The sequence below is a fragment of the Arthrobacter sp. KBS0702 genome (assembly GCF_005937985.2).
Classification (GTDB): Bacteria; Actinomycetota; Actinomycetes; order Actinomycetales; family Micrococcaceae; genus Arthrobacter.
Genome location: NZ_CP042172.1, coordinates 3,386,463 through 3,410,849, shown reverse-complemented (window position 1 = coordinate 3,410,849; position 24,387 = coordinate 3,386,463). Strand labels below are relative to the sequence as shown.

Below are 24,387 nucleotides of genomic sequence, written 5' to 3'. Positions count from 1 at the left end.
AGGCACCACATGAAAATCGCAATCATCGGCGGCGGTCCCGGCGGACTGTATTTCGCCGCCCTCATGAAGCAACTGGACCCGGCGCACGAGGTCACCGTCTGGGAACGCAACGCCGCGAGTGACACCTTCGGCTTCGGCGTGGTGTTCAGCGACGAAACCCTCGGCGGGATCGGCAATGCGGACACCGTGATAGCCGAGTACATGTCCAAGCGCTTCGCCCGCTGGACTGACATCGACATCCACTTCAACGGCGAGCAGCACACCGTCGGCGGGCAGGGCTTCGCCGCGATGAGCCGCAAGGAACTGCTGGAACTGCTGCAGCGCCGCTGCGCCGAGCTCGGCGTCGACCTGCGCTTCAGCACCCTGGCGCCCGACGTCGAGGAGCTCAGCCGGGACTACGACCTGGTCCTCGCTGCCGACGGGCTCAACTCCGCCGTCCGTTCGCGCTTCGCCGACGTCTTCCGGCCCAGCCTTGACCTGCGGAAGTCCAAGTACATGTGGCTCGGCACGGACCTGGTGTTCGAGGCGTTCAAGTTCTTCGTCAAGGAGACCGAGCACGGAGTGATGCAGATCCACGGCTACCCGTACTCGGACGAGGGCAGCACCTTCATTGTGGAAATGCACGAGGACGTCTGGCGCAGCGCCGGCTTCGACGCCACCGAAGGGCAGGTGTTCCGGCCGGGAGAAAGTGACGAGGCCGCCGTGGACGCCATCCGCACCCTCTTCGCGGACGAACTGGAGGGCCACGAGGTCCTGGTCAACAACTCCAAGTGGATCAACTTCACCACGGTCCGCAACGAGACCTGGCGGCACGGGAACATCGTGCTGCTCGGCGACGCCGCGCACACCGCGCACTTCTCCATCGGCTCCGGCACCAAGCTGGCCATGGAGGACTCGCTGGCCCTCGCGGCCTGCCTGCACGAGCACAGCGACCTCGGGGCCGCCCTGGAGGCCTACGAAACCGAGCGCCGGCCCGTGGTCGAATCCACGCAGCGCGCGGCGCAGGCCTCGCTGGAATGGTTCGAGAACATCGGCATGTACAAGGACCAGAACCCCGTGCAGTTCTGTTTCAACCTGCTCACCCGCAGCCGCCGGATCACCTACGACAACCTCAAGCTCCGCGACCCCGAGTTCGCGGCCCGGGTGGACGAGGAATTCGCGCGCACCCAGGGCATCACGGGCAGCGCCCCCGCCATGTTCCAGCCGTACCGGATCGGCGGCCTGGAACTGAAGAACCGGATCGTTGTCTCTCCGATGGACATGTACTCCGCCACCGACGGCGTCCCGGGCGACTTCCATCTGGTCCACCTCGGCAGCAAGGCCCTCGGCGGCGCCGGCCTGGTGATGACCGAGATGGTCTGCGTCTCCGAGACCGGCCGCATCACCCCCGGCTGCAGCGGACTCTACAACGAGGCCCAGCAGGAGAGCTGGCGCGGGATCACCGACTTCGTGCACCAGCGCTCCGCCGCGGCGATCGGCGTGCAGCTGGGACACTCCGGCCGCAAGGGCTCCACCAGGCTCATGTGGGAAGGCATCGACGAGCCGCTGGCCGACTGCGGCTGGGAAACCGTGGGCCCCTCGGCCATCCCTTACGGCCCGGGCAGCCCCACCCCGCGTGAGCTCGGCCGCGCCGACATGGACCGGATCCGGGACGAATTCGTCGCTTCCGCCGAGCGGGCCGCGGCCGCCGGCTTCGACCTGCTGGAACTGCACTGCGCCCACGGCTACCTGCTCTCCTCCTTCCTCTCGCCGCTGGCCAACCGGCGCACCGACGAGTACGGCGGATCGCTGGAGAACCGGCTGCGCTACCCGCTGGAGGTCTTTGACGCCGTCCGGGCCGCCTGGCCGGCGGACAAACCACTCACCGTTCGGCTCTCCGCCAGTGACTGGGCCCCCGGCGGCAACGACGAGCACGACGCCGTCGCCATTGCGCGGGCCTTCGTGGAGCACGGCGCCGACGGCATCGACGTCTCCTCGGGACAGGTGGTCAAGGACGAGAAGCCGGCCTACGGCCGCAGCTACCAGACCCCGTTCGCGGACCGGATCCGGCAGGAGGTCGCGCACAAAGCCGGTGTGGCCGTGATCGCCGTCGGCGCCGTGTCCTCCTACGACGACGTCAACTCGATCCTGCTGGCGGGCCGGGCGGACCTCTGCGCCCTGGGCCGTACGCACCTATTCGATCCGCAGTGGACCCTGCATGCGGCGGCCGAGCAGGACTACCGCGGTCCCGGTGCGGCCTGGCCGCAGCAGTTCCGCGCCGGCAGCCGGAAACCGCCGGCCGCCCGGACCGACGCCGTCCGGCCGCGGCTGGCCCTGGTGCGGGAGCCGGAGGCCGCCGGCCTGCCGACGCACCTGCGCTGGACGCCGGCGAAGGTGCCGGCCGCGGTCTAGCGGTTAGCCCTGGCGGGCGGTGATTTTGGCCGTCAGCTCTGCGGGCCACGGGCTCGCGGCCGTTGCGCCGCGGGCCACGTGGGCCGTCACGAAGGAGCCGTGGGCGGCCAGGGCGCGGGGTTCGCCGTCGAACGCCTCGCCCCAGACCTCAAAGCTGAACGTCATCGACGTGCGGCCGATTTTTTCCACCACTACGGTGGTGGTGACCGGCTGGCCGAAGTACAACTTCGCCCGGTAGTTGAGCTCGTGGCGAACCCGCGGAGCCGACGGAAAATACCCCGGCAGGCCGAGGTCCCGGAACAGCTGGGCTTCACAGGCCTCCACAAAGCGCAGCACCGCCGAATTGTGCTGGTGTCCGGCAGCATCCGTATCCACCCACTCAATCGTCCGCACCAGAGTCGCCGTCGTGGCAGCGCAGGGGAGGGACTGGGTGGGGTTCACGGGCGCCGCCTTGACGTTCGAAGAGCAGGAACAAAGGAGTTCTCAAGTGGGAAGTAAGTCCATGCTAGTAGCTTCACAAGGTTCGGCCGCCGCACCCGAAGACGCCAGCGGCGTCCCGTCACGGCAGCCGGCTGCGGCGACCGTCGCCCAGCTCGTGGGGCGCACCCTGGCCGCCCTCGGCGTCGGGCACGTCTTCGGCGTGGTCGGCAGCGGCAACTTCGAGGTGGCCAACGCCCTGCGCCAGGCCGGAGTCCCGTTCACGGCGGCCCGGCACGAGGGCGGCGCCGCGACCATGGCCGACGCGTACTCGCGGATGTCCGGGCGGGTGGGCGTCGTCACCACCCACCAGGGCTGCGGGCTCAGCAACGCGATCACCGGAATCGGGGAAGCCGCCAAGAGCCGCACGCCGCTGATAGTGCTGACGGCCGACACCCAGGCCTCCGCGGTCCGGTCCAACTTCAAGATCGACCAGGACGCCCTCGCCCGCAGCGTCGGGGCGGTGAGCGAGCGGATCCACTCCCCGGCAACCGCCGTCGCGGACACCCTCCGGGCCTTCCGCACGGCCCGGAACGAGCGCCGCACCGTGGTGCTCAACCTGCCGCTGGACGTCCAGGCCGCCCCGGCCCCCGCCGCGGCCGCGCAGCCGGCCACCGTCGCCGAGGCCCAGCCCGTGCGTGCGGCCGCCGCCAGCGTCCGGCGCCTCGCGCACCTGATCCACGCCGCCGAGCGCCCGGTCTTTGTGGCCGGCCGCGGTGCCCGGGCGGCGCGGGAGGAGCTGCTCGGCCTCGCCGCCCACGCCGGCGCCCTCGTGGCCACGTCCGCGGTGGCAAACGGGCTGTTCCAGGGTGAGGAGTTCAACCTCGGGATCTCCGGCGGGTTCTCCTCACCGCTGAGCGCCGAGCTGATCCAGGGAGCCGACCTGATTGTCGGCTGGGGCTGCGCCTTGAACATGTGGACCATGCGGCACGGCCACCTGATCTCCGACGGAACCGCGGTGGTCCAGGTCGACGTCGAGGACGCCGCGCTGGGCGCCAACCGGCCCGTGGACCTGGGCGTGGTGGGTGACGCCGCGCTGACCGCCGCGGATGTCCTCGCCGAACTCCGGACGCTCCAGCCGGAGCCCGCCGAGAGGTACCGCACCGCACCCAACGCGGCGGCCATCGCCGCCCGCTCGCGCTGGAACGACGTCGAAACGCCGGACCTCTCCGGGCAGGCAAGGATCGATCCCCGGGTGCTGAGCCGCGAACTGGACTCGATCCTGCCCGCGGACCGGATCGTCTCGATCGACTCCGGCAACTTCATGGGCTATCCCAGCACGTACCTGGCGGTCCCGGACGAGTTCGGCTTCTGCTTCACCCAGGCCTTCCAGTCGATCGGGCTGGGCCTGGCCACGGCGATCGGCGCCGCGCTGGCCCGGCCGGACCGGATGCCCGTCCTCGGGGCCGGGGACGGCGGGTTCCTGATGGGCATCAGCGAACTGGAGACCGCCGTCCGGCTGGAGCTGCCACTGGTCTGCATCATCTACAACGACGCCGGCTACGGGGCCGAAGTCCACCACTTCGGCGCGGGCGCCGCGGCCGGCGACGGTTCCGACGCCGATCCCGCCGTCGATCTCGGCACCGTGACGTTCCCGGACACAGACATCGCGGCGATCGCCCGTGGCTTCGGGGCGGACGGGGCGACGGTCCGCAGCGTGGCGGATCTGGAACAGGTCCGCGACTGGGTACGGAGCGGTCCCGCCCGTCCGCTGGTGATCGATGCCAAGATCGCTTCCGACGGCGGTGCGTGGTGGCTCGCGGAGGCCTTCAAGGGCCACTGACGCCGGTGCGCGGCCCCGAACACATCGAATGACGATCGTTACATAACCGATATATGCTGATTTGTTTACTGTCGGAATCAAAGCGTGACACAGTGGGCAAAGCATGTGAGCTACCCCACAGATCCCTACGAAATCTCAACGAGAGGTACACCCATGACGCAGTCAATGTCGACTGAGTTGCGCACCGAGGCCACGCCCCGCTGGAAGGGCCATGCGGTCCTGATCCTGTGCTTCGTGGCCATTGTCTTTGATGGCTACGATCTGGTGGTCTACGGTTCCACCGTTCCCACGATCCTGAAGTTCCAGGACTGGGGTGTCAACGCGGCCCAGGCCGGGCTGATCGGCAGCCTCGCCCTTGTCGGAATGCTGATCGGCACGCTCTCCGTCGGGATCCTGACCGACAAGCTGGGCCGCCGCCGCATCATGCTCGCCTGCATCGCCTGGTTCTCCATCTGCATGCTGCTCACCGCCTTCGCACCGTCCGCCGAGATCTTCGGCCTCCTGCGGTTCCTGACCGGCCTGGGCCTGGGCGGCATCGTGCCGACCTGCATCGCGCTGACGGTGGAGTACGCCCGCAAGGAGCGCCGCCAGATCGCCAATGCCGTGATGTTCAGCGGGTACTCCGTGGGCGGCGTTGCCGCCTCGCTGCTCGCCATCAACCTCCTGCAGCACGTGGACTTCCGCTGGATGTACGCCATGGGTGCCCTTCCCCTCGTCACCCTGCTGCCCGTCGCCTGGAAGCTGCTCCCCGAATCGGTGGCGTACCTGGCCCGCAAGCAGCGCATCGAAGAGGCCCGGGCCACCGCGGACCGCTACGGCCTGGTGTACTCGGACATCGTGACCGCCGAGGACGTCAAGACCGGCGACGAGGCGCCCAAGTCGGCCATGAAGACCCTCTTCACCCGCAAGTGGATCCGCTCCACCGTGCTGTTCGCACTCGCCAACTTCTGCGGGCTGCTGCTGGTCTACGGCCTGAACACCTGGCTCCCGCAGATCATGCGGCAGGCCGGCTTCCAGCTCGGGGATGCGCTGACGTTCCTGCTGGTCCTCAACGCGGGCGCGATCATCGGCTCCATCAGCGCCTCCGTGCTGGCGGACCGGATCGGCATCCGCAAGGTGGTGACGGCATCGTTCCTCTTGGCGTTCGTTGCGATCCTCATGCTGAGCCTGCAGCTCCCGCTGGCGATGCTGCTCGTCATCGTCGCCTTCGCCGGCCTCGGCTCGGTGGGAACCCAGATCCTGGTGGGCGGCTACTGCGCCACGCACTACCCGCAGTCCCTCAGCGCCACCGCCCTGAGCTGGTCGCTGGGCATCGGGCGCATCGGCGCCATCTGCGGACCGCTGATCGGCGGACTGATCGCCGGCATGGCCTTCGGCTGGCAGCTCAACTTCTACATGTTCGCGGCCTTCGCCGTGATCGGCGCCGTTGTGGTGTTCGCGGTGCCGAAGCTGACGCGGGACTAGTTCCGGGACGCAGCGCCGCCGCACCACAGGCAAGGCCCACCACGCAGGAGCTGCGTGGCGGGCCTTGCCGCGTTAACGCGGAGGGCGCTGCCGCCTCGGCGGAACGGGACGCCGGGGCGGCGGCCGGCTACTGGGCGAGCCGGATGCCGGCCCAGTTCCCGTAGAGGTACGACGGCGACGACAGCGTTCCCTTGCTCAGGTCCCAGTACTGCACGGCGTCGCTGCCCCGGCGCAGGGCCAGCCCCGTTGAGTTGAGTCCGGTGACGTCCCGCAGTGAGCGGACCGCGGTCACGTCGGACCATCCGCTGGCCACCACGCGGCGGGCCTCGGACCGTGGCGCGGGAACTCCGGCGCCGCGGTACAGCAGCACGTCGCCGTTGGCCTGGAGGGCCAGGAGGTCCTGGAAGCCGTCGGCGTCGAAGTCCACCATGGAGAGGCGGGTGGCGGCGATCCCGGTGCCCACCAGGGTCCGCTGCGAAAGGTCGCCAAGGCCCGGGTTCTGGTACAGCCACAGGTTGCCGGAGCCGTCGAGCGCCATCAATTGGGGCAGCCGGTTGGTGGAGCACCACTGGCCCACGGCCGCGGTCATGCCGGCCCAGCCGGATTGGCCCAGGGTCACCGCCGGCCGGAAGCCGCCCGCGGCCAGCCCGGCGTGGAGCGTGACGCGGCCGTCGCTCCATTGCGCCAGGACGTCGTAGACGCCGTCCCGGTCCCAGTCGGTGAGGAAGACCTGCAGGGCGGAGGCAAAGCCGCCGCCGATCACCACCGGCGCGCCGTAGCTTCGGCCGCCCAGTGAGGGGCTGTTCAGCAGCTGGCCGTACTCATTCACGGACAGCAGGTCGCTGCCGCTCTTGATCGCGGCAGCACTCAAATCCCTGGTCGGCGGCATATGCCGGACGGCGGGATCGCAGACGCTCGGCACCGGGACGGGGGCTCCGATGGGGGCCCCCGGCGAGGTTGTGGTTCCGGCCGGCAGGAAGCTGTAGCCGAAGAAGTTCACGACGCCCCACATCGCGTAGCGGTTGGGCGTGGTCTGCCAGTTCCCGTCGGTGAAGGTGATGCCGATGCCGATGACGTTGAAGCGCGGATCCCGGAGGATCGCGTCGTGGGCCGGCGAGGATTTCCACCACTCGACCAACTGCGCGGCGTCCCGGGTCCAGCTGACGGCGATGACTTCTCCTGCCCCGTTAGTGGGGTTCAGCGCACGCGGGTCGGTCCAGAAGCTGGCGCGGTGCTCGATCACTTCCCTGGTGGCAATGTTGTTGGACCACTCCTGGGACATTCCCGCCACGGTGGTGTTGTACTTCACCGGAGCCAGTCCCAGGGAGGACCGGTAGGCATTAATGGCATTGAAAACCGCGAGGACCTGGCTGGCATTGCTGTCCTGGACGAGGGCCTGGGCCGACACCTCCGGTGCGGCCTGCACCCTGCCGGCGGCGGCGCGGAGGTCCGCATCCGTGGCGGACAACGGCGGAATCAAGGGCGTCTCTGGCGGACCCGCGGGCGCCGCGGCGGCGGGAACCCCGGTGCCGGCGGTCTCGGTGCCGGCCGGGGCGGCGCCTGCCGGGGCGGCGCCTGCGGGGTTGGCTGCGGGGGCGCTCGTTGCGGGCGGGGCGACGGCAGGCGGTGCCTGCCGGGCGGCCTCAGAGGCCCGGGGTGCGCCCGCTGCAGGGTCTTGGCGGCCCGGGGCGGTCGGGGCGTTGACAGACGCGGCTGGTGCTGCCGCCGGCACTGCGGGCTCGGTGGCTGCCGGCCGGGCCGCGGGCGCAGCGGCGGGGCTGCTGGCGGACGAAGGCGCGGCAGAAGGGAGCATGGGCACAGCGGCCGGCGAGACCAAGGTCAGCGCACACAGCGCAGCCACGGCAAACTTCTTCAACACGAACCCCAGATCCGTTGCGGCCGCCGAAACTCGGACAGCCTAGTGTCACTGCAGTAACATTAGCCCCACGCATACCAGCCAGCAACGAGTGGGGTATTTTTGAACCTGTGCTGATCTCTGACCGCGACATTCGTACCGAAATCGATTCCCAGCGGATTGTGCTGGAGCCGTTCGACCCTGAGATGGTTCAGCCGTCGTCGGTGGACGTGCGGATTGACCGGTTCTTCCGGCTGTTCGACAACCACAAGTACGCGCACATCGACCCGGCCGAGGACCAGCCCGAGTTGACCCGCCTGGTGGAGGTCGACGCGGGGGAGCCGTTCATCCTGCATCCGGGCGAGTTCGTGCTGGGCTCCACCTACGAGACCGTCACCCTGCCGGACGATATCGCGGCGCGGCTGGAGGGCAAGTCCTCGCTGGGCCGTCTTGGACTGCTCACGCACTCGACCGCGGGGTTCATCGATCCGGGATTCTCGGGTCACGTGACCCTGGAACTCTCCAACATGGCGACGCTGCCGATCAAGCTGTGGCCGGGCATGAAAATCGGCCAGCTGTGCTTCTTCCGGCTGAGCTCCGCCGCCGAGCACCCGTACGGGTCCGGCGAGTACGGCAACCGATACCAAGGCCAGCGCGGCCCGACGGCGAGCCGCAGCCACCTGAACTTCCACCGCACCGACATCTAAGCCGGTACCGCCTCAGCTGGCGGGACGGACCGGGAGAGTTACGCGCCGGGCCGGGCGGCGCAGCATCCGCACGACCGGCTCCACGAAACGCGCTGCCAGCGGACCCATGATCGCCATGATCAGCACGTAGGCGGTGGCCAGCGCGGCGAGCTCGCGGGGCACCACGCCGGAGGCCACCGCGAGCCCGGCGATCACAATCGAGAACTCACCACGGGCAATCAGGGCCGCCCCGGCACGGAAACGTCCGGGGATGGCGATGCCGGCCCGTTTGGCGGCCCAGATCCCGGTGATCATCTTCGTGGCCGCGGTGACAACGGCCAGGACCAGGGCCCAGCCGAGCACCGGGGGGATGGACGAAGGATCCGTATTGAGGCCGAAGACCACAAAGAAGATCGCCGCGAACAAGTCGCGCAGCGGCTCAAGGATCCGCGTGGCGCTGTGGGCGGTGGCGCCGGAGATCGCAATCCCGAGCATAAAGGCGCCCACCGCAGCCGACACCTGCATGGCGGCCGCCAGCCCCGCGACGAGCAGGGCCGCGCCCAGCAGGTTGAGCAGGAACACCTCGGAATTTTCGCTGTGCACGGCCTTTGATACGTGGTGCCCGTGCCGCAGCGCGATCACCAGCACCAGCGTGACGACCGCGAGCGAGATCCCCACGGTCTGCAGCCCCACCAGGAACGTCACTCCCGCGAGGGTGGCCGTCAGGATCGGCAGGTAGACCGCCATGGCCAGATCCTCGAATACCAGGATGGACAGGATCACCGGTGTCTCGCGGTTACCGATCCGGCCCAAATCGGTGATCACCTTCGCGGCGATTCCGGACGAGGAGATGTAGGTGACGCCGCCCATCACCATGGCCCCCACGAGTCCCCAGCCCAGCATCACGGCCAGGGCCGCCCCGGGCAGGAAGTTGAGCACGAGATCCAGGATGCCGGCCTGCCAGGACCGCCGGAGGCCCGTGACGAGCTCGGCCGCTGTATATTCCAGTCCGAGCATAAGAAGAAGCAGGATGACGCCGATCTCGCTGGAGAGGTGCGCGAACTCGTGCATACCCTCGAGCTTGACCAGCCCGCCGGCGCCAAAGAACAGGCCGCCGACGAGGTAGAGCGGGATGGGTGACATGCCGATCCGCCCGGCCAGCCTGGCCAGCAGGCCAAGGCAGAACACGACGGCCCCCAGTTCGATGAGGGTCAGGGCGAGCGGATCCATGCCGTCTATCCGTTGCGCAGGATGCCGGCCGCAGTGTCCAGGCCTTCTTGCGTGCCTACCGCCACCAGCAGATCACCGGGGTGCAGGACGACGTCGGGGCCCGGCGAGGGGAGGACCTCACCCTCACGCATGATGGCAACTATCGAGGCGCCGCTGCGGGTCCGGATGCAGGCCTTGCCCATCGGCTGGTTCTGGAAGGGTGAGTCCGCGGCAATGGAGAACTGCCGGGTGACGATCCCCGGGACCTCCCGGTGCGCCTCGGACAGTTGCATGGCCAGGCGCTGTCCGCCCAGAAGATTGCCCAGGGCCGCGGCCTCGTCGGCGGTCAGCGGGATGGACGCCTGGCAGGTGTCCGGGTCGTCCCAGGTCGAGACGATCAGTTCGGTTTGGCCTTCGCGGTACTCGACGACGCCGATCCGGCGTCCCGAGGCGGTCATGAAGTCCTTGCGCCGGCCCAGGCCGGGAAGGTCTGTCTCATCCACGTTCATGCCTCCAGCCTAATGCGCTGGCAGCTTATTGGGGCAGGTTCAGGCCTCGGGCACGACGGCGATTTCCGTCTTGCCCGGCGGCTTGACGGGCACCATCACCAGCAGCCCGGCCAGCAGGACGACCATGATGCCGAGGATGCCCCAGCGCTGCGCTTCGCCGGGGGCAACAAAGGGCGTCGCGACCGTGATGCATAGGGTGAACAGCGCCGGTGCCAGGAAGCTGACGGCCCGGCCGGTGGTGGCGTACAGGCCGAACAGTTCGCCGGATTCACCGTGCGGGGCCAGCCGGGCCAGGTAGGCGCGGGACGAGGACTGGGCCGGGCCCACGAACAGGCACAGGAACAAGCCGAACACCCAGAAGGTCGTGCTGCCGGACCACTCCATGCCGAGTAAGGAATAGTTGCCGTTTCCCAGGGCCAGGAGGACGCTGCCCGCGACCAGCAGGCCGGCCAGTGAGGCGATGATGACGGCCTTGGGGCCCACCTTGTCGTCCAGGAAACCGCCCACCAGGGCGCCGGCGGCGGCCACAACATTTCCGAAGATGGCAAAGAAGATGACCTGCTTGAGCTCGAAGCCAAAGGTGCCTGCGGCGATGATCCCGCCGAAGGTGAAGACCGCGGCGAGGCCGTCACGGAAGATGGCGCTGGCCAGCAGGAAGAAGATGGTGTGCGGGCTGGTCCGGTAGATGGCGCGGATGCGGCGCACGAGCAGGCCGTAGGAGGCGAAGAAGCCCAGGCGGGCCTGCCTGGCCTTGGGCACTTCCGGGACGGCGAGCATCACCGGGATCGCGAAGATCAGGAACCAGAGCGCAGAGAACACCGCCACCAGGCGGATGTTCAGGCTTTCCTCGGTGGAGGCCCCGAACCAGTCAATGCTGGGCTGGACGAAGAGCTGCAGCACGATCAGCAGCGCCACGATGCCTCCGAGGTAGCCCGAGGCCCAGCCGAAGCCGCTGATCTTGCCGATGTTCGCGGGCGTGGAGATCTGGGCCAGCATGGCGTTGTAGTTCACGCCGGCAAATTCGAAGAAGACGTTGCCCAGCGCAATCAGCGTCACGCCGAGCAGCAGGAACTCCGGGCGGGGGAAAACGAAGAAGCAGAGCCCGGTCAGCAGTGCGACCGCAGCGGTATTGACCCCGAGCCAGAGCTTGCGCCGGCCGCCGTTATCGGAGCGCTGGCCGGTGACCGGGGCCAGCAGCGCGATGGCCGCCCCGGCAATGGCCAGGGCGCCGCCGAGAACCGCCGAGGCTTCGTCTTCGCCGCCAAAGGCTTTTGAAGTCAGGTAGACGGTAAAGACGAAGGTGGTCATAACGGCGTTAAAGGCTGCGGAACCCCAGTCCCAGGCGGCCCAGGCGAGGACCTTGCCCTTGCCGGTGGCGTGGCTGCCGGACTCGAGTTCCGAGGCCGGACGCATGGCCTCGGGGGCGGTGGCGGAGTTCATAGCCTGATGTTAGCCGTCCGATGCGGTCCACCCGGGGAGGAAACGGTTCGGACCGCACCGGCCCGTCGTGGCCCGCGACCCGGCCCGTCATGGGGAAAAGAATTTGTGCACGCTTGGTAAACTTGCCGCACCGAACCTAACCAATGCCCCGCCTGCTCCAACTTTTTGACAATCGAGTACCTGACGTTGCGGAGATACCAGTGATCACAGTCCTTGCCGTGCACTTCGCGGTGGCTGCTGTGGCGCCGTTCCTGTTCCGCAGGATCGGCAGGAATGCGTTCTTCGCGCTGGCGGCAGTGCCCGCGGGATCGTTTGTCTGGCTGGCCTTCCAGCACGACGCGGTGTACTCCGACGCCGGTTCCATCACGTCGGTCTTGCCGTGGATCCCGGACCTCCGGCTCGAGCTGGCCTTCCGGATGGACGCCCTGGCCTGGGTCATGTCGCTGCTGATCCTGGGCGTCGGGGCGCTGGTCCTGGTCTACTGTGCCCGCTACTTCAAGGACAAGGACAGCCACCTGGGTGGCTTCGGGGCCCAGCTGCTGGCGTTCGCCGGAGCGATGTTCGGGCTGGTCACCGCCGATGACCTGCTGCTGATGTTCGTCTTCTGGGAATTGACCACGGTGCTCTCCTACCTGCTGATCGGCTACGCCCGCACCAGGTTGTCTGCCCGCCGCTCGGCGCTGCAGGCGCTGGTGGTCACCACCGCCGGGGGCCTGGCCATGCTCGTCGGGCTGATCATGCTGGGCGCCACCGCGGGAACCTACCGGATCTCGGCCCTCCTGGCGATGGCACCGGAACTGGTGACGGGTCCCGCCGCGGCCACGGTGGCGGCCGCCGTCGTGCTGGTACTGGTGGGTGCGATCACGAAATCCGCACTGGTCCCCTTCCACTTCTGGCTTCCCGGTGCGATGGCCGCGCCGACGCCGGTGAGTGCGTACCTGCACGCCGCGGCCATGGTCAAGGCGGGCATCTACCTCGTGGCGCGGCTTGCCCCCGGGTTCGCAGAGACGGCGTTCTGGCTCCCGGTGGTGCTCGGCCTGGGGCTGGCGACCATGCTGGTGGGCGGCTACCGCGCCCTGCGGCAGACCGACATTAAGCTCATCCTCGCCTATGGCACGGTCAGCCAGCTGGGCTTCCTGGCCATGGTGGTAGGCCTCGGCCAGCCCGACGCGGCACTCGCCGGTCTCGGCCTGCTGCTGGCGCACGGACTCTTCAAAGCCACGCTGTTCCTGGTGGTCGGGATCATCGACCACCAGGCCGGGACCCGCGACATCCGCAAGCTCTCCGGGGTCTACCGCTCGTCCCGGGCCTTGGCCATCGTGGCATCCGTCGGTGCGGCATCCATGGCCGGCATCCCGCCGCTGGCCGGCTTCGTGGCGAAGGAATCGGTCTTCGAGGCGTTCGTGGACCACGGCACCGGCGCCGCCGCCGGCCCGTGGGGGCCCGTGCTCCTCGTCGGCCTGGTCGTGGGCTCCATCCTGACCTTCGCCTACAGCGCCCGGTTCATGTGGGGCGCCTTCGCAGTCAAGCCCGGCGTCGAGGCCACCCCGTTCAAGGCCGTCAAGCCGGCCTTCCTGGCGGCCCCCGCCGTGCTGAGCCTGCTGACCATCGTCTATGGACTGTGGCCGGCCCCGGTGGACGCGTGGATCCAGCCCTACGCCGCACTGTTTGTGCGCGACGGCGAGGACCCGGCAGCCGCCGCCGGTCACCTGGCGCTCTGGCACGGCTTCACTCCGGCGCTGGGGATGACGGCGGTGACGTTCGCCCTGGGCGCGGCAATGTTCTACGGACGGAACGCCGTCTCCCGCGTCCAGGGCCTGGTTCCCGGCTGGGTCGACGGCGACCGCGCCTACCAGCTCTCCATTGGCGCCCTCGATGATGCAGCCGTCTGGGTCACCGGCCGCACCCAGCGTGGCTCGCTCTACTTCTACCTCTCCGTCATCCTGACCGTTGCCTTCGTCCTGCCCCTCACGGCCCTGCTGCTGGCCAATAAGCCGCTGCCCGACGGCCTGTACTTCATCGATCCCAGCTCGCCCCTGCAACCCGTGGTCGGCGCAGGCATCGTGATCGGCGCACTCGCCGCCGTGCGGGCCAACAAACGCTTCCTGGCCGTGCTGATGGTCTCGGTCACCGGCTACGGCATTGCGCTGATGTTCGCGCTCCAGGGCGCCCCGGACCTGGCCCTGACACAGATGCTGGTGGAGACCATCATCTTGGTGGCCTTCGTCCTCGCCATGCGCAGCCTGCCGGCCGAACTGCGCGACCGCACCGGCGGCAAGTACCGGGTCGTCCGGGTGATCATTGGGGCGGCGTTCGGCGTCACTATGATCTTCGTGGCGATCTATGCCCTGGGCGCGCGTGTGGCCACGCCGGTCTCGCTGGAATTCCCGCGCTTGGCCTATGAGGACGGCGGCGGCCTGAACATCGTCAACGTCACCCTCGTGGACATCCGGGCATGGGACACCTTCGGCGAGATCTCCGTTCTGGCGCTCGCGGCGACCGGCGTCGCCAGCCTGATTTTCGTCCGCGGCCGCGGCGACCGGATCGGGCCCTCCGCGCCCGTGGCGGAGGGGACCGTCGGGCGCCGGGCGGGCGTTGCCGGCAACACCCGGGACAACGCGGCGCTTGCCATGAGCCGGCGTTTCGCCGCCTCGGCGCGCGACGCATGGCTCGTGGCCGGCCGGACCATGGCCCCAGAACGCCGATCCATCATCTTCGAAGTCGTCACCCGGCTGATCTTCCACTCGATGATCGTCTTCTCCCTCTACCTGCTGCTCGCCGGGCACAACCTGCCCGGCGGCGGTTTCGCCGGCGGGCTCACGGCCGGCCTGGCGCTCGCCATCCGCTACCTCGCCGGGGGCCGTTTCGAACTGCGCGAGGCCACGCCGGTCAGCGCCGGTGCCCTGCTGGGGATCGGCCTCGCGACCGCCGCCGCGTCCGGCGTCGCGCCGCTGCTGCTCGGCGGGCAGGTCTTCCAAAGCGCCGTCATCGAACTGTGGCTTCCGGTCTTTGGTGACATCAAATTCGTCACCTCCACAATCTTCGACATCGGCGTCTACACCGTCGTCATCGGCCTGGCCCTGGACGTGCTGCGCAGCCTGGGCGCGGAAATCGACGAGCATTTCGAGGAACAGCCGGGGGAACAGCCCGCCGAACGCTCCGCGGAACCGTCCGACGGCGTCCCGGCAGAAACCACCGCCAAGGGGAGATCATGAGCGTCAACCTGACCCTGCTCACGGTGATGGGAGCGCTGTATGCCTGCGGCATCTACCTGCTGCTGGAACGGAGCCTCACCCGGGTCCTGCTCGGCCTCATGGTGCTGGCAAACGCCACCAACCTGCTGATCCTCGCCACCGGCGGCTACGCGGGGCTCGCCCCGCTGTTCAGCAAGGACACGCCCGCCGGGGACTACAGCGACCCGCTCCCACAGGCGCTGATCCTGACCTCGATCGTGATCTCCTTTGCGGTCACGGCCTTTATGCTGGGCATCATTTACCGCACCTGGGTGCTGGCCCGCCAGGACGAAATCCAAGACGACGCCGAGGACCGCCGCGTGGCCGAAACACCCAGCTTCGATGCCGAGGACGACGCCGTCGTCCCGGCCGAAACCTCCGAGTTCCCGCTCCTGTCGGCCTCCGGCGGCGACGAGGTCGTGCAGGCCGGCGCCCGCCGGATGCCGGCCGCGGACGCCGCCGCCGAGGAACAGCCAGGATCCCAAAACATCGCCCGCGGCACGGAAGGAGGGACCAAGTGAACATCGCCAGCTTCGCCCCGCTCGCCGTCGTCATCCCCATCCTTGGGGCCGCCCTGACCTTTTTGCTGATCCGTCATTCCAGGGCGCAACGGACCGTGAGCATCGCGCTGCTGTCGCTGACCCTGCTGCTGGAATGCTGGCTGCTGGCCTCCGTCTGGGAGGGCGGCACGGCGGCCGTGAATATCGGCGGCTGGCTGCCGCCCTGGGGCATCGTGATGGTGGTGGACCAGTTCTCCTCGCTCATGCTGGTGGTGTCCTCGGCGGTCAGCCTCGCCGTGCTGGTCTACGCCACCGGCCAGGGCATGGCCGACGGCGACAGCGACGCCCCCGTGTCGATCTTCCACCCCACCTACCTGATCCTCGTCGCGGGCGTCTCCAACGCCTTCCTCTCCGGCGATCTTTTCAACCTCTACGTGGGCTTTGAGATCCTGCTGACCGCCAGCTACGTGCTGATGACCCTGGGCGGGACGGGCCCGAGGGTCCGTGCCGGTGTGACCTACGTGGTGGTCTCGGTGGTGTCCTCGGTGCTCTTCCTGATCGCGATCGCCATGATCTACGGCGCCACCGGGACCATCAACATGGCGGACCTCGCCATCAAGCTGGCCGACCTGGACCAGGGCACGCGAAACCTCCTGCACGTCCTGCTGCTCGTGGCGTTCGGCATCAAGGCGGCCGTGTTCCCGCTGAGTTTCTGGCTGCCGGACTCGTATCCGACGGCGCCGGCCCCGGTCACCGCCGTGTTCGCCGGCCTGCTCACCAAGGTGGGCGTCTATGCGATGGTCCGCACCGAGACCCTGCTCTTCCCCGGGGACACCTTCAATACCCCGCTGATGGTCGCGGCGCTGCTGACCATGGTGGTGGGAATCCTCGGTGCCCTGGCTCAGAGCGACATCAAGCGGCTCCTCTCCTTCACGCTGGTCAGCCACATCGGCTATATGGTGTTCGGCCTGGCGATGTCCTCCGTCGCCGGACTCGGGGCCGCGGTGTTCTACGTGGCGCACCACATCACCATCCAGACCAGCCTGTTCCTCGTGACCGGCCTGATCGAGCGTCGTGCCGGGAGTTCCTCGGTGGACCGGATCGCAGGGCTCGCCAAGCTCTCGCCGCTGCTGGCCGTGCTGTTCTTCGTGCCGGCCATGAACCTGGCCGGCATCCCGCCGCTCTCCGGGTTCCTTGGCAAGCTTGGCCTGCTGCAGGCCGGCGTCGCCCTGGGGACCCCGCTGGCCTACGCCCTGGTGGCAGGCGGTGTGCTGACCAGCCTGCTGACCCTGCTGGCCATCGCCAGGGTCTGGAACCGTGCGTTCTGGCGCAAGCCCGAGGACGCCGAACACCCGGACCCCGTGCTGCTCGCCGGCCCCGGCAGCCAGGCCACAGGTGACCGCGCCGGCCAGCAGAACGTGACCCTGCTGCCGCGCACCATGGTGGGTTCCACCCTGGCCCTGGTGCTGTTCGGGGTGGCGCTGACGGTCTTTGCAGGGCCGCTGTTCAGGGTGGCCGGGCAGTCGGCCTCGGAGATGCTGGACCGGTCCTCCTACATCCAGGCCGTGCTGGGGGACGAAGCCCCGGTTCCGGTCATCGCGCAGATGCCGCGGCAGGAGGGGCCGAAATGACGCGAAAGAGAATCTCGCTGCGCCAGGAACTGCCGCTGCTGGTCTGGCTCGTCATCGTCTGGGGCGCCCTCTGGCAGGACTTCAGCGCGGGCAACCTGCTCTTCGGCGCCCTGATCGCCGTGGTGGTGGCGCGGCTCTTTTACCTGCCGCCGGTGGAGCTGGGCGGTCGATTCAACGTGCTGCGCGCCGTACCGTTCGCCGTGGTTTTCCTGGGCAAAGTCGTGGCGGCCAGTTTCCAGGTCCTGTTCCTGGCCCTGGTCAAGGGGCCGCGGGTGATCAGCGCCGTCGTCGCCGTCCCGCTCCGGAGCCACTCCGACCTGCTGGTGACCGCCACCGGGCACGTCATCTCGCTGATCCCGGGGTCGCTGGTGGTGGAGGTGGACAGGTCCACGTCCACGCTCTACATCCACGGCATTAACGTCCGCGACGCCGAGGACGCCGCCAAGCTCCGCAAGGAGGTCCGCGACACCGAGGCCGGACTGATCCGGATCATGGGCACCCCGGCCGAATTGACCGCCCTGAAACAGGAGGTGGGCGCATGATGCCCCTGGTCCTGGCCGTCACCGCCGTCGTGCTGTCGCTCGCCGCGGGCGGCGCGATCATCCGCATCGCGCGCGGGCCCTCGCTGCTGGACCGTGTGCTCGCAGCCGACGTGCTGCTCGCCATCTTGGGCGCGGCGCTGTGCATTGACATGGCAGTCAACCGGCACCTGAACAACCTGATGCTCCTGGTGTCCATCTCCATCATCGGCTTTGTGGGCTCGGTGACGGTGGCCCGTTTTGTGGCAGACCGGAGGAAGCAGCCCAATGAATCCTGAGACGTTCTCCGCCGACGCCGTGATCGATACCGTCTCGGCTGTGTTCATGGTGCTGGGGGCGCTGATGTCCCTCGGCGCGGCCATAGGCCTGCTGCGCTTCCCCGACCTGATGAGCCGGATGCACGCCGCGACCAAACCTCAGGTCCTGGGGTTGTTCCTGCTGCTCTGCGCCGTGGGGCTGCAACTGCGCACCTGGTGGGTGTGGCCGGTGCTGGTGGTGGCGTGGATTTTCCAACTGCTCACCGTGCCGGTCTCGGCCCACATGGTGGGCCGGGCCGGCTACCGCACCAAACACCTCCACCCCGAACTGCTCAGCGCAGACGAGCTGGAGGCCGTGGTGCAGCAGGCGGCCGGCAAAAGCGGATTTACCGACGACGACGTCGAGTGACGGATTGCCCTGGGCGGTTTGCCCCGTGCGAGGCGGCTTAGACGATGTCCTGGGTTTTGGCGAAGCGGGTGATCGCGCGCTGCGTGCCGCGGTTGGCGAGGACCTGGATGATGGCGCTGACCGAGGCCGAAATCAGGGCGAAGGTCAGGGCCTGGCGCAGCGTGGTGGGGACGTCGTCGTCGTGGCCCTTGGGCGGCTTATTGCCGGTGGTCTTTTCCCAGACGGTGTCGACCACCTTGGTGCCGACGAAACCGGCGACGAGGCTGATGCCGGTGCCAAGCAGTTTGATGAAGATGTTCATACGTCGTACTCCTTGCGGGAGGGAACAGGGCTTCCCCTAGCCTAGCGTCCCTGCCGTGGTGTCCGAACGGTTGAGGATTTCGGTCAGGGCCTCGACCACCAGCTGGTGGTCGGCCTTCTGCGGCAGCCCCGAAACCGTGACCGTGCCGACAGCCCCCGTCCCGCGCAGGTAGATCGGAAAGGAGCCGCCGTGGGCGGCAAATTCCTGCTGGTCGAACCAGGCGTTGTCCTCGATCCTCCGCCCGGCGGCCCTGGCCCGGAGGCCCACCAGCAGCGACGGGACTTCGTACCGGGAGGCCGTGCGCTGCTTCGCCCTGATCCAGCGCTCGTTGTCCGGCGTGGCGCCTTCGAGCGCCGCGTGGAAAAGTACCTGCTCACCCTTGGTGATGTCGATGGCGATGGGGTGGTTGCGTCGCCGGCCGAGTTCCACCAGCAGGAACCCGAGCTCCAGGGCGTCGTCCTTGCTGAAGGAGCGGAACTGCAGTTCGTCGATTTCCGTCAGGATCCGGCCGATGAGCGCGGCCAGGGACCCGGGCGGCTGCGGTTCCGCGGAGTCCGGGTCGTAGTCGGGGGAAGGAACGGGGGCCTCGCTCATGGGATTCAGCTTCCGTTAGGTGGGTGCCGCTGCGCAACCCCAGCTGCGAGTCACTTGGGCTCCGGCGGGTGTAAACTGGCCCAGCCCACAAGGGTGATTTTAATACGACAGGGGAGCGCCGCCGTCGGCATCACTGGAGCAATCCGGTGAACCGTAAGTGGGCGCTGAGAGTGCGGACAGCCGCAGACCCTCGAACCTGATCCGGTTAGTACCGGCGCAAGGGAGTCGAGTTCTCGGGGTGCCCGGCATCCGTGGCGAAAGCCGCGTGCAGCCGGAACGCCCTCCCCTCCTGTACCTCAGGAGGACGATATGACTGATATTTCTGCAAAGCAAACACTGGCCGCCGGCAAATACAGCTGGCGCGTGGTCGACATTGTGCTGGCCGCGTTGATCGCTGTTGCCGGCGGCGTGATTTTCTGGGCCTGGGACCAGGGCGCCAACCTCGTGACGGCCCCGCTGACCGCGGTCTACCCGCCGCTGACCGGGCTCTACGCCGGAGGCTGGATGCTCCCGGCAATCCTGGGCATGCTCGTCGTCCGCAAACCGGGCGCTGCGCTGTTCTGCGAAGCGGTGGCCGCCACCGGCGAGCTGATCATGGGCTCGCAGTACGGCACCACAGTGTTGATCTCCGGAATCCTGCAGGGTCTCGGCGCCGAACTCATCTTCGCCGCCTTCCTCTACAAGAAGTTCAACCTGCCGGTGTCCCTGCTGGCCGGCGCCGGCGCGGGCCTGTTCTGCGGCCTGAACGACTCCTTCCTGCCCTGGGGCTGGAACATCGCCTACGAACCCGGTGACAAGCTCGCCTACATCGTCTTCTGCGCCATCTCCGGAGCCGTGATTGCCGGCGGACTGTCCTGGCTGGCCACCCGCGGGCTCGCCAAGACCGGCGTGCTGGCCTCGTTCGCGTCCCGCAAGGCGGCATCGGAACCCGTCTTCTCCTGATGCCCGCAGACTACGCCGTCCACCCGGCCGCGGTCACCGCCCGCGGCTGGGGCTGGCGGCACGCCGGCCGGCGCCGACCCGCCGTCAGCGGACTGGACCTGGACATCAGCCCGGGCGAGCGTGTCCTGCTGCTGGGCCCCTCCGGGGCCGGCAAGTCCACGCTGCTGCACGCTCTGGCCGGGGTGCTGGGGGACAGCACCGCCGACACCTCCGCCGCCGGCCCTTCCGGGGCTGGCTCCCCCGACGCCGAGGACTCCGACGAGACCGGCAGCCTGCTGATCGACGGGGCCCCGCCGAGGGCACGGCGCGGCCGGGCGGGGCTCATGCAGCAGGACCCGGAAACCCAGGTGGTGCTCTCGCGCCTGGGCGACGACGTCGCCTTCGGGGCCGAGAACCTCGCCGTTCCGCCGGCGGAGATTTGGCGGCGGGTGGCGGAAGCGCTTGACGACGTCGGGCTGGGGCGGCTGCCGCTGGACCATCCGACGTCGGCGCTCTCCGGCGGGCAGAAGCAGCGGCTGGCGCTCGCCGGCATCCTTGCGATGCGGCCGGGCCTGCTGCTGCTGGACGAACCCACCGCAAACCTCGACCCGGCCGGCGTCCTGGAGGTCCGCGACGCCGTGGGGCGCTGCCTGGACAAGACCGGGGCCACGCTGGTGGTGGTGGAGCACCGCGTCGCCGTCTGGAAAGACCTCGTGGACCGGATCGTCGTGCTGCAGCCGGGGTCCGCCGGGGACTCCGCCGTGCTCCTGGACGGCCCGCCGGACCAGGTCCTGGAGCAGGCGCGGGACATGCTCATCGCCGCCGGCGTCTGGGTGCCCGGCCATGTGCCGGCCGCGCGGGCGCGCACCGCGGACACCGGCGCGGGCGGAGTTGCCGCGGCGGGTCAAGGGCCCGCCCAGCTGCTGCTGGCCGCCGAGGGGCTGGCCGTCTCCCGCCAACGCCCGCGCCGCACCGGCCTGCTGGCGGGCTTCCGGACTGTCCCGCCGGTACCGGTGCAGTCCGGGATTACGGCCCAGGTCAGGGCCGGGCAGGCGCTGACCATCACCGGCCCCAACGGCTGCGGAAAGTCAACCTTCGCCCTGACCCTGGCCGGGCTGCTGGCGCCGGTTGCGGGGGCCGTGTCCGCCACCACCGAGCTGAGCGCCGGCGCCGGCATCGATCCGTACAAGTGGAAGGCCCAGCAGTTGATCGCCAGGATCGGCACGGTGTTCCAGGAACCCGAGCACCAGTTCGTCACCGGTCGGGTGCTGGACGAACTGATGTTCGGCCCCCGCCATCTGGGCCGGGGCGAAGAGCGGGTGGACGAACTGCTGGAGCGCCTGCGGCTGCGCGACCTCGTGGACGCCAATCCCTACACACTCTCCGGCGGCGAAAAACGGCGGCTCTCGGTGGCCACCGTGCTCGCCGCCCACCCGCAGGTGCTGGTGTTGGACGAACCCACCTTCGGCCAGGACGCCAACACCTGGGCTGAGCTGGCTTCCTTCCTCTCCGAGCTGCTCGACGCCGGCACCGCCGTCGTCTCGGTGACCCATGACGCGGAATTCAGCCAGGTCCTCGGCGGCACCGAGCTCACCCTCGGCGCCCCGCAACCCGGGCTGCCCGGTCTGCCCGGCCGGACGACGCCGGGGGTGGCGGCGCCGTGAGGGACACCCTGACACTGCGTGGCAACAAAGCCCTGCTGACCCGCGCCAACCCGCTGGCCAAGTTCTCCGGCGTCCTGTTCATCACCGTGGCGCTGGCGCTGTCCATCGACTGGGTCTCCGCGTCGGTGGCGCTCGCGTTCGAACTCCTGCTGCTCCCGCTCGCCGGCCTGACCCTGGCCCTGCTCTGGCAGCGCGGCTGGCCGCTGATCCTTGCGGCGGCAGTGGGCGGCTGGAGCACCGCGATCCTGGCCGCGGACCACGGAAGGACACTGCTCGACGTCGGCGTCTGGTCCATCAGCGAAGGCTCGCTGCAGCTCGGGCTCGGGTTCCTGTTGCGCGGCCTCGCGATCGCCCTGCCCGCAGTCCTGCTGATGAGTTGCACGGACCCGACGGACCTGGCCGACGCCCTGGCGCAGCAGGCCAAACTGCCGCACCGCTTCGTCCTGGGCACCCTCGCCGCAATGCGGCTGGTGGGCGTTATGGCCGAAGAGTGGCAGACCATCGGCATGGCCCGCCGGGCCCGGGGAGTGGGCTCGCACGGAAATCCGGTGCAGCGGCTGAGGGCCACGCTGGGGCAAAGCTTCGGGCTGCTGGTCCAGGCGGTCCGCCGCGCTTCCCGGCTCGCGGTGACCATGGAAGCGCGCGGCTTCGGCGGCGCGGAGCGGACCTGGGCTCGGGAGGCGACGTTTAGCTGGCTGGACGCGTGGGTGGTACTGGGCGGCGTGCTGATCGCGGGGGCCGCCGTGGCCGCCGCCGTAGGGGCCGGTACGTGGAACATGGTGTTCCTCGGCCAGCAATAGCCGGTGCCCCCGGGGCCGGCATGGAAGAAGCGATATCGCACGAGGTGAATCACGAGGTGAGTATCGTGTGAGATTCACTGCTATTCGGGCAGCGTGGAGGGCGTCAATAACTCATCCATGATATTTGTTGGATATGACTCAACAGACTGCCGAATACGTTGGCGCCGTGCTCCGGGACGCCCGCGGCGAGAAGGGCTGGACCCAGGGACAGCTGGCCGCCGAGCTGGGAACCAGCCAGAGCGCCATCGCCCGGATGGAGCAGGGCAAGCAGAACCTGAGCCTGAAAATGATCCAGCGGCTCGAATCGATTTTCGGCCGCACCATCGTCAAGGTGGGCCGGCCCCAGATGACCCACCTCCGGGTCGAGGGCGGCCGCACGCTCTCCGGCGCAGTCGACGTCAACAGCAGCAAGAACGCCGGCGTCGCCTTGCTCTGCGCCAGCCTCATCAACCGCGGCACCACGGTGTTGCGCCGGCTGGCCCGGATCGAGGAGGTCAACCGGATCGTCGAGGTGCTGACCAGCATCGGCGTCGAATGCACCTGGCTCAACGCCAACGATCTGCAGATCCGCCGCCCGGCCGTGCTGGACCTGGCCTCGATGGACGTGGAGGCCGCCCGGCGCACCCGCAGCGTCATTATGCTCCTGGGCCCGCTGCTCGATGAGTCCACCGAATACCGGCTGCCCTACGCAGGCGGCTGCGACCTCGGCACCCGCACCGTGGAGCCGCACATGCAGGCCCTGCGGCAGTTCGGGCTCAGCGTCGAGGCGAAGTCCGGCTTTTACAGCGTGCAGGCACCGACCTCGGACGGCCACGACCGGTCTTTCGTGCTGAGTGAACGCGGCGACACGGTGACCGAGAACGCCATCATGGCCGCCGCGCACCGCAGCGGCAGCACCATCATCCGCAACGCCAGCCCGAACTACATGGTCCAGGACCTCTGCTTCTACCTGCAGATGCTGGGCGTGCAGATCGACGGCGTCGGCACCACGACGCTCAAGATCGTCGGCCGCCCGTCGATCAACGTCGACATCGAGTACTTCCCGTCCGAGGACCCGATCGAGGCGATGAGCCTGATCACCGCCGGCATCGTGACGAATTCCGAGGTCACGATCCGCCGGGTCCCGATCGAGTTCATGGAGATCGAGCTGGCGACGCTTGAGCAGATGGGCCAGCGGCTGGAGGTGTCGGCGGAATACGTCGCCCGCAACGGCCGCACCCGGCTGGTGGACGTCACCACCCAGCCCTCGGAGCTGACCGCGCCGGAGGACAAGATCCACCCGATGCCCTTCCCCGGCCTGAACATCGACAACCTACCGTTCTTCGCCGTCATCGCCGCCAACGCGCAGGGTCAGACGATGATCCACGACTGGGTGTACGAGAACCGGGCCATCTACCTGACCGAGCTGAATAAGCTGGGCGCCCAGGTCCAGCTCCTGGATCCGCACCGGATCTACGTCAACGGGCCCACCAAGTGGCGGGCCGCGGAGGTCGGCTGCCCGCCCGCCCTGCGCCCTGCCGCCTGCCTGCTGCTGGCCATGCTCGCCGCGCGGGGTGTGTCCGAGCTGCGCAACATCTACGTGATCGAGCGCGGCTATGAGGACCTGGCTGAACGGCTCAACACCATCGGCGCCAAGATCGAGTATTTCCAGGACTGAATCGGCCGGTCCCCGCCGCTAAATGACCCGCACTGGGGGTAGCGCGACGGGGCGGGTGCGGACGGAC

The 24,387-nt window shown here is 68.8% G+C and carries 21 protein-coding genes and 1 riboswitch; of the genes, 14 read left to right on the top strand and 7 right to left on the bottom strand.

What is annotated here, in order from left to right; genetic code table 11:
• The first annotated feature begins 9 nt into the window (after positions 1–9).
• The gene (locus tag FFF93_RS15755; RefSeq protein WP_138768084.1) at positions 10–2,391 is read left to right on the top strand and encodes a bifunctional salicylyl-CoA 5-hydroxylase/oxidoreductase; all 2,382 of its coding nucleotides are present in this window, start codon (positions 10–12) and stop codon (positions 2,389–2,391) included.
• A 3-nt stretch (positions 2,392–2,394) separates the two neighbouring features.
• Here the strand turns inward: FFF93_RS15755 and FFF93_RS15750 are convergent, their stop codons facing one another.
• Positions 2,395–2,832, bottom strand: coding sequence for a thioesterase family protein (locus FFF93_RS15750; RefSeq protein WP_138768085.1), 438 nt, complete (start codon positions 2,830–2,832; stop codon positions 2,395–2,397).
• A gap of 61 nt (positions 2,833–2,893) precedes the next feature.
• Here FFF93_RS15750 and FFF93_RS15745 point away from each other — a divergent pair, with 61 nt between their 5' ends.
• Entirely contained in the window at positions 2,894–4,651 is a 1,758-nt protein-coding gene (locus tag FFF93_RS15745; RefSeq protein ID WP_138768086.1) for a thiamine pyrophosphate-binding protein, read from the top strand.
• Between the two features lie 153 nt (positions 4,652–4,804).
• Positions 4,805–6,115 (top strand): aromatic acid/H+ symport family MFS transporter, encoded by a 1,311-nt coding sequence (locus tag FFF93_RS15740; protein ID WP_222424633.1) that lies wholly within the window; start codon positions 4,805–4,807, stop codon positions 6,113–6,115.
• 127 nt (positions 6,116–6,242) lie between these two features.
• On the opposite strand, the gene FFF93_RS15735 is transcribed toward FFF93_RS15740, so the two are convergent.
• Positions 6,243–7,994, bottom strand: coding sequence for a CAP domain-containing protein (locus tag FFF93_RS15735; RefSeq protein WP_315851462.1), 1,752 nt, complete (start codon positions 7,992–7,994; stop codon positions 6,243–6,245).
• Between the two features lie 107 nt (positions 7,995–8,101).
• On the opposite strand from FFF93_RS15735, the gene dcd reads away from it, so the two are divergent.
• The gene (gene dcd, locus FFF93_RS15730; protein ID WP_138768087.1) at positions 8,102–8,677 is read left to right on the top strand and encodes a dCTP deaminase; all 576 of its coding nucleotides are present in this window, start codon (positions 8,102–8,104) and stop codon (positions 8,675–8,677) included.
• Positions 8,678–8,689: 12 nt separating this feature from the next.
• Here the strand turns inward: dcd and FFF93_RS15725 are convergent, their stop codons facing one another.
• Genes FFF93_RS15725 through FFF93_RS15715 form a run of 3 tightly spaced genes read right to left on the bottom strand, consistent with a single transcriptional unit; the run spans position 8,690 to position 11,814 of the window.
• A complete protein-coding gene (locus tag FFF93_RS15725) occupies positions 8,690–9,886 on the bottom strand; it encodes a cation:proton antiporter (RefSeq protein WP_138768088.1) in 1,197 nt (398 codons plus the stop codon).
• Positions 9,887–9,891: 5 nt separating this feature from the next.
• Entirely contained in the window at positions 9,892–10,374 is a 483-nt protein-coding gene (locus FFF93_RS15720) for a cation:proton antiporter regulatory subunit (RefSeq protein WP_138768089.1), read from the bottom strand.
• A 39-nt stretch (positions 10,375–10,413) separates the two neighbouring features.
• Complete coding sequence (locus FFF93_RS15715) at positions 10,414–11,814, bottom strand: MFS transporter (protein ID WP_138768090.1); 1,401 nt, start codon at positions 11,812–11,814, stop codon at positions 10,414–10,416.
• A gap of 200 nt (positions 11,815–12,014) precedes the next feature.
• Between FFF93_RS15715 and FFF93_RS15710 the strand changes: the two genes are divergently transcribed.
• The 6 genes from FFF93_RS15710 to mnhG are packed head-to-tail and all read left to right on the top strand — an operon-like array spanning position 12,015 to position 18,383.
• Complete coding sequence (locus FFF93_RS15710) at positions 12,015–15,029, top strand: Na+/H+ antiporter subunit A (RefSeq protein ID WP_138768091.1); 3,015 nt, start codon at positions 12,015–12,017, stop codon at positions 15,027–15,029.
• A complete protein-coding gene (locus FFF93_RS15705; RefSeq protein ID WP_138768092.1) occupies positions 15,026–15,568 on the top strand; it encodes a Na(+)/H(+) antiporter subunit C in 543 nt (180 codons plus the stop codon). Before FFF93_RS15710 ends, FFF93_RS15705 begins: the two co-directional genes overlap by 4 nt.
• Positions 15,565–17,178 carry a Na+/H+ antiporter subunit D gene (locus FFF93_RS15700; protein ID WP_138768093.1) on the top strand — a complete coding sequence of 538 codons (1,614 nt, stop codon included), beginning with the start codon at positions 15,565–15,567 and terminating at the stop codon, positions 17,176–17,178. The genes FFF93_RS15705 and FFF93_RS15700 overlap by 4 nt, the downstream gene beginning before the upstream one ends.
• Entirely contained in the window at positions 17,175–17,720 is a 546-nt protein-coding gene (locus tag FFF93_RS15695) for a Na+/H+ antiporter subunit E (protein WP_138768094.1), read from the top strand. The genes FFF93_RS15700 and FFF93_RS15695 overlap by 4 nt, the downstream gene beginning before the upstream one ends.
• Positions 17,717–17,995 (top strand): monovalent cation/H+ antiporter complex subunit F, encoded by a 279-nt coding sequence (locus FFF93_RS15690; RefSeq protein ID WP_138768095.1) that lies wholly within the window; start codon positions 17,717–17,719, stop codon positions 17,993–17,995. The genes FFF93_RS15695 and FFF93_RS15690 overlap by 4 nt, the downstream gene beginning before the upstream one ends.
• Complete coding sequence (mnhG, locus tag FFF93_RS15685) at positions 17,985–18,383, top strand: monovalent cation/H(+) antiporter subunit G (RefSeq protein ID WP_138768096.1); 399 nt, start codon at positions 17,985–17,987, stop codon at positions 18,381–18,383. The genes FFF93_RS15690 and mnhG overlap by 11 nt, the downstream gene beginning before the upstream one ends.
• A 37-nt stretch (positions 18,384–18,420) precedes the next feature.
• On the opposite strand, the gene FFF93_RS15680 is transcribed toward mnhG, so the two are convergent.
• A complete protein-coding gene (locus FFF93_RS15680) occupies positions 18,421–18,684 on the bottom strand; it encodes a DUF4235 domain-containing protein (RefSeq protein ID WP_138768097.1) in 264 nt (87 codons plus the stop codon).
• A 36-nt stretch (positions 18,685–18,720) separates the two neighbouring features.
• A complete protein-coding gene (locus FFF93_RS15675) occupies positions 18,721–19,278 on the bottom strand; it encodes a heme-degrading domain-containing protein (RefSeq protein ID WP_138768098.1) in 558 nt (185 codons plus the stop codon).
• 99 nt (positions 19,279–19,377) lie between these two features.
• Positions 19,378–19,519: riboswitch (TPP riboswitch) on the top strand.
• 68 nt (positions 19,520–19,587) lie between these two features.
• Here FFF93_RS15675 and FFF93_RS15670 point away from each other — a divergent pair.
• From FFF93_RS15670 to FFF93_RS15655, 4 genes are all read left to right on the top strand, one after another.
• Positions 19,588–20,220 (top strand): ECF transporter S component, encoded by a 633-nt coding sequence (locus FFF93_RS15670; RefSeq protein ID WP_138768099.1) that lies wholly within the window; start codon positions 19,588–19,590, stop codon positions 20,218–20,220.
• Entirely contained in the window at positions 20,220–21,863 is a 1,644-nt protein-coding gene (locus FFF93_RS15665) for an ABC transporter ATP-binding protein (RefSeq protein WP_138768100.1), read from the top strand. The genes FFF93_RS15670 and FFF93_RS15665 overlap by 1 nt, the downstream gene beginning before the upstream one ends.
• Entirely contained in the window at positions 21,860–22,663 is an 804-nt protein-coding gene (locus FFF93_RS15660) for an energy-coupling factor transporter transmembrane protein EcfT (protein WP_138768101.1), read from the top strand. The genes FFF93_RS15665 and FFF93_RS15660 overlap by 4 nt, the downstream gene beginning before the upstream one ends.
• A gap of 133 nt (positions 22,664–22,796) precedes the next feature.
• Complete coding sequence (locus FFF93_RS15655; RefSeq protein ID WP_138768102.1) at positions 22,797–24,320, top strand: UDP-N-acetylglucosamine 1-carboxyvinyltransferase; 1,524 nt, start codon at positions 22,797–22,799, stop codon at positions 24,318–24,320.
• Positions 24,321–24,387: the final 67 nt, after the last annotated feature.

Excerpts from the sequence above, each read along its gene's own strand:
- FFF93_RS15690 (WP_138768095.1), top strand. The coding sequence starts at position 17,717 with ATGATGCCCCTGGTCCTGGCCGTCACCGCCGTCGTGCTGTCGCTCGCC.
- FFF93_RS15745 (WP_138768086.1), top strand. The coding sequence starts at position 2,894 with ATGCTAGTAGCTTCACAAGGTTCGGCCGCCGCACCCGAAGACGCCAGC.
- FFF93_RS15715 (WP_138768090.1), bottom strand. The coding sequence starts at position 11,814 with ATGAACTCCGCCACCGCCCCCGAGGCCATGCGTCCGGCCTCGGAACTC.
- FFF93_RS15725 (WP_138768088.1), bottom strand. The coding sequence starts at position 9,886 with ATGGATCCGCTCGCCCTGACCCTCATCGAACTGGGGGCCGTCGTGTTC.
- FFF93_RS15755 (WP_138768084.1), top strand. The coding sequence starts at position 10 with ATGAAAATCGCAATCATCGGCGGCGGTCCCGGCGGACTGTATTTCGCC.
- FFF93_RS15720 (WP_138768089.1), bottom strand. The coding sequence starts at position 10,374 with ATGAACGTGGATGAGACAGACCTTCCCGGCCTGGGCCGGCGCAAGGAC.
- FFF93_RS15705 (WP_138768092.1), top strand. The coding sequence starts at position 15,026 with ATGAGCGTCAACCTGACCCTGCTCACGGTGATGGGAGCGCTGTATGCC.
- FFF93_RS15740 (WP_222424633.1), top strand. The coding sequence starts at position 4,805 with ATGACGCAGTCAATGTCGACTGAGTTGCGCACCGAGGCCACGCCCCGC.
- mnhG (WP_138768096.1), top strand. The coding sequence starts at position 17,985 with ATGAATCCTGAGACGTTCTCCGCCGACGCCGTGATCGATACCGTCTCG.
- FFF93_RS15670 (WP_138768099.1), top strand. The coding sequence starts at position 19,588 with ATGACTGATATTTCTGCAAAGCAAACACTGGCCGCCGGCAAATACAGC.
- FFF93_RS15655 (WP_138768102.1), top strand. The coding sequence starts at position 22,797 with ATGACTCAACAGACTGCCGAATACGTTGGCGCCGTGCTCCGGGACGCC.
- FFF93_RS15695 (WP_138768094.1), top strand. The coding sequence starts at position 17,175 with ATGACGCGAAAGAGAATCTCGCTGCGCCAGGAACTGCCGCTGCTGGTC.
- FFF93_RS15680 (WP_138768097.1), bottom strand. The coding sequence starts at position 18,684 with ATGAACATCTTCATCAAACTGCTTGGCACCGGCATCAGCCTCGTCGCC.
- FFF93_RS15675 (WP_138768098.1), bottom strand. The coding sequence starts at position 19,278 with ATGAGCGAGGCCCCCGTTCCTTCCCCCGACTACGACCCGGACTCCGCG.
- FFF93_RS15665 (WP_138768100.1), top strand. The coding sequence starts at position 20,220 with ATGCCCGCAGACTACGCCGTCCACCCGGCCGCGGTCACCGCCCGCGGC.